The 3,287-nt window shown below is 44.1% G+C and carries 7 protein-coding genes; 6 read left to right on the top strand and 1 reads right to left on the bottom strand.

The window, feature by feature from the left end:
- Positions 1-167 precede the first annotated feature (167 nt).
- Positions 168-392 (bottom strand): hypothetical protein, encoded by a 225-nt coding sequence (locus tag ACR0QN_RS14050; protein WP_432651849.1) that lies wholly within the window; start codon positions 390-392, stop codon positions 168-170.
- A gap of 208 nt (positions 393-600) precedes the next feature.
- On the opposite strand from ACR0QN_RS14050, the gene ACR0QN_RS14055 reads away from it, so the two are divergent.
- The 6 genes from ACR0QN_RS14055 to ACR0QN_RS14080 form a co-directional block, all read left to right on the top strand.
- A complete protein-coding gene (locus ACR0QN_RS14055) occupies positions 601-789 on the top strand; it encodes a hypothetical protein (protein ID WP_432651850.1) in 189 nt (62 codons plus the stop codon).
- Positions 782-994 carry a hypothetical protein gene (locus tag ACR0QN_RS14060; RefSeq protein WP_432651851.1) on the top strand — a complete coding sequence of 71 codons (213 nt, stop codon included), beginning with the start codon at positions 782-784 and terminating at the stop codon, positions 992-994. The genes ACR0QN_RS14055 and ACR0QN_RS14060 overlap by 8 nt, the downstream gene beginning before the upstream one ends.
- Positions 995-1,011: 17 nt before the next feature.
- Positions 1,012-1,458 (top strand): hypothetical protein, encoded by a 447-nt coding sequence (locus ACR0QN_RS14065; protein WP_432651852.1) that lies wholly within the window; start codon positions 1,012-1,014, stop codon positions 1,456-1,458.
- Between the two features lie 17 nt (positions 1,459-1,475).
- Positions 1,476-2,234: a ParA family protein gene (locus ACR0QN_RS14070; RefSeq protein ID WP_432651853.1), complete on the top strand. Its 759-nt coding sequence runs from the start codon at positions 1,476-1,478 to the stop codon at positions 2,232-2,234.
- Between the two features lie 130 nt (positions 2,235-2,364).
- A complete protein-coding gene (locus ACR0QN_RS14075) occupies positions 2,365-2,490 on the top strand; it encodes a hypothetical protein (RefSeq protein WP_432651854.1) in 126 nt (41 codons plus the stop codon).
- Positions 2,491-2,512: 22 nt separating this feature from the next.
- On the top strand, positions 2,513-3,287 hold a 775-nt coding region (locus ACR0QN_RS14080), incomplete at its 3' end, for a ParB N-terminal domain-containing protein (protein ID WP_432651855.1).

Consider the following 3,287-nt stretch of genomic DNA (forward strand, 5'->3'; position numbering starts at 1 on the left):
ATATAATCTTCAATATTTAGTTCAATCATAACTATCCCTTTCATAAATAATCATCGCAACAAGTCCCGATTTGTCGGCAGACACATTCAATCTGCTGTTAAAAGCATTATACCATATCAAAATAAAAAAATCAAATATAAATCAAAGAAAGGGGAGGATAACCAAAATCACTTTTTCATTTCTTCTTCGTGCAGGCGGTCAAGCTCGGCATAATATTTGTCAAGCTCGCTCATAACAAACCGCTTTATCTCGGAGGTGACGGAAACCCCACGCATTTCACACCAAGCCTTGTAGTCCTTGAATTCTTCCATTCGGACACGGGTGGAAATGGTGTGCATATTCTCTTTGTCCCATTTTCGGGCGTAGCCCTTTTGCTTTTCCGATACAGGCATATTATCACTCTTTCTACTTGCGTAAGTATTTAATACCTTATTATATCATACCCATACACAGAAGTCAATGTGCGCATTGCACCGGAATTTGCCGAAAACTTTGTCCGGGATAACTATTGAAAACTACTGTCGCAAGTAGTAAAATATAAATGTAATCAAAACACGAAACAAAATGTTCCGGTGGAACATCAAACGGAGGTAATGGTCTATGGCAGTTAAATTTGAATTCAGTCTTTCGGATAAGGACTTCAACAAGCTCCGCCTTTTGAAAAGGGCAGACGGCGAAACCGATATGACCTTTAACGATTATGCGGAAGAGCTTTTAAGCGGTGTTATCGGCAGAATGTACCGTGAGTATGACAGGCAGGGACGCATAAAGGAGGACGAAAATGACTGATGCCAAGAGTGAGCTTATCATTGCCAAGACAATTCTTTCGGCACAGGCAGAGGTAATTATCAGCCGTGAGCAAAGGATCAGAAATATCCGTGAAAAAGCGTTAAGGGCTTATGCCGAACGCAGAAAGCCGAAGCCACAGCGTAAGTCCATGACAGCTGAAGAACGCAGGGCAGTTATGAATAGCCTTAAAAATCTGAATAAATGAAAAGAGAGGTACTTATTATGTTTAGAATTTCCGATGAAAGCTATGAGAGAGTAACCGAGATCCTTGAGGACATAGGCTATGCTTGTGAAACCTCCGACTACTATGAGGACTGGGAGGACGTTGCAAGGTCATCGTTCTGCACAATGGACGATCTGGATGCTGACTGCTATGAAATGACTTGTGCTGCCGTTGCAGAGAAAATCGTTGACCTTTATGCAGAGGGCGATACCAACTATGCAAAGGGCATACACTCAGCCTTTCAGGGCTATCTCACAGAACGCCGTGACTACCTTGAATTTAACGGCTATTATGACAAGCCCGATGAACTTCCTGAAGATGCAGACGAGGACGATATTGACCTCTATAACGAGAAAATGGAGAGATATGAAGCCTATGAGGGCATCATCAATGCTGTTGATAAGTGGATCGAGAAGGTCGGCAAGATAGGCAAAGAGAATAACTGAATGAAAGGACGGTTTTTATGGGCAAGGTAATAATTTGTGCTTCCCAAAAAGGAGGAGTAGGGAAAACTTCGACCGCTACTGCTCTGGCTTCGATATTTGCACAGAGAGGATACAAGACACTAATCATTGATTGCGATCAACAGTGCAACACCACCGACACCTATCGTGCTGAAACCGAGGGAGTTGCGACCATATATGACGTTCTCCTTGATGAAAGCCGTATCAGCATATCGGAAGCAATTCAGCATACCGAGTGCGGAGAGATACTTGCAGGGGACAGCCTGTTAAGGCAGGCTGATGAAAAGCTGAAAGGCTGCGTTGACGGACTTTACCGAATGTCAGATGCTTTGGAGAAGTGCGATGATTATGACTACATTTTCATCGACACGGCCCCGGCGATGAACTCCATACTGCATAACTGTCTTATAGCTGCCGATGAAGTAATTATCCCGGTTACGGCGGACAGATACGCTTTGCAGGGGCTTTCACAGCTCAATGAAACCATAAGAGCTATAAAGAAGCGTCAGAATCCAAAGCTGACTGTTGCAGGGCTTCTGCTCACAAAGTATAACGGCAGGGCAAACCTTTCAAGAGAGGTCAAGGCTTCTCTTGAAAAGGTTGCGGAGAGTATGAATACAAAGATATTCGATACCTCTATCCGAGAGTGCATCAAGGTCAAGGAAGCACAGGCACAGAAGCGGACACTTATTGCATACGCACCCAAATGTACGGCCGCCGAGGACTACAACAGGCTTGCCGATGAACTGATAGGATAAGGATATGAAGCGGTATTTTTTAGAGTATATAAGTAATGAAATTGAACCCTGCAACGGTACATACAATCATTTGACAGGGGAATATGACAAGCACTTGCACGGCGGATATTGCGGAAACAGCCTTAAAACTATGAAAGGCTACATTTCCAAAATCAAGCGTGAAAAGGCGGAGTATTCACCGAGAGATTTCCGTATATACGATTATGAAGCTCCCGATGAGCCGGACGGACACGTTGGGCAGATATATCACGAATAACCGAATGAAAGGAGTTTTTGTTGTGGCAAGGAATGTTACAAGCAAATTCGGAGTGGCAGACGGTCTGGACTTCTCCTCCGAAACGGGAATAACAAACATAGCTATTGACAAGCTGGTACCGTATCACAATCACAGATTTACGCTCTATCAGGGCGAACGTCTGCAAGATATGATACAGTCCATATCCAAGAACGGAATTATGACACCCATTATCGTGAGGACTATGGACAGCGGAAAGTATGAGATACTGTCGGGACACAACAGAGTGTATGCCGCAGGACAGGCAGGGATAATAAGTGTTCCTGCCGTTGTCAAAACCGATTTATCCGATGAAGAAGCAGAGGTATATGTCATTGAAACGAATCTGCTCCAAAGGTCGTTCCAAGATTTGAAGATAAGCGAACAGGCATTTGCGGTAGGTATTCGGTACAGCAAGCTGTTTGATGAAAGGAAGCTGAAAGCCATAAGTGACGAGCTTTATTTCATCGAGAACGGAAAGCATAAGCCCGAAGCGGAGCAAAATGTTCCGGTGGAACATTTAACAACAAGAGAAGCGACCGCCGAGGAATACGGAATAAGCTCCTCAAAGGTTGCAAGGCTTTTAAGGGTGAACAAGCTCATAGATGAATTTAAGGCACTTGTGGACAAGGGCAACATCAAGCTCCGTTCAGCCGTTGATATATCCTTTATGCCGGAGGAACAGCAGAAGCTCACATATTCACTTATGGTCAGAATGGGTGTGACTGTCATTGATATGAAAATGGCAAAGCAGCTCAGAGACGTATCGGCTTCCTATG

Source organism: Huintestinicola sp. (genome assembly GCF_050874005.1).
Taxonomy (GTDB): Bacteria; Bacillota; Clostridia; order Oscillospirales; family Ruminococcaceae; genus Huintestinicola.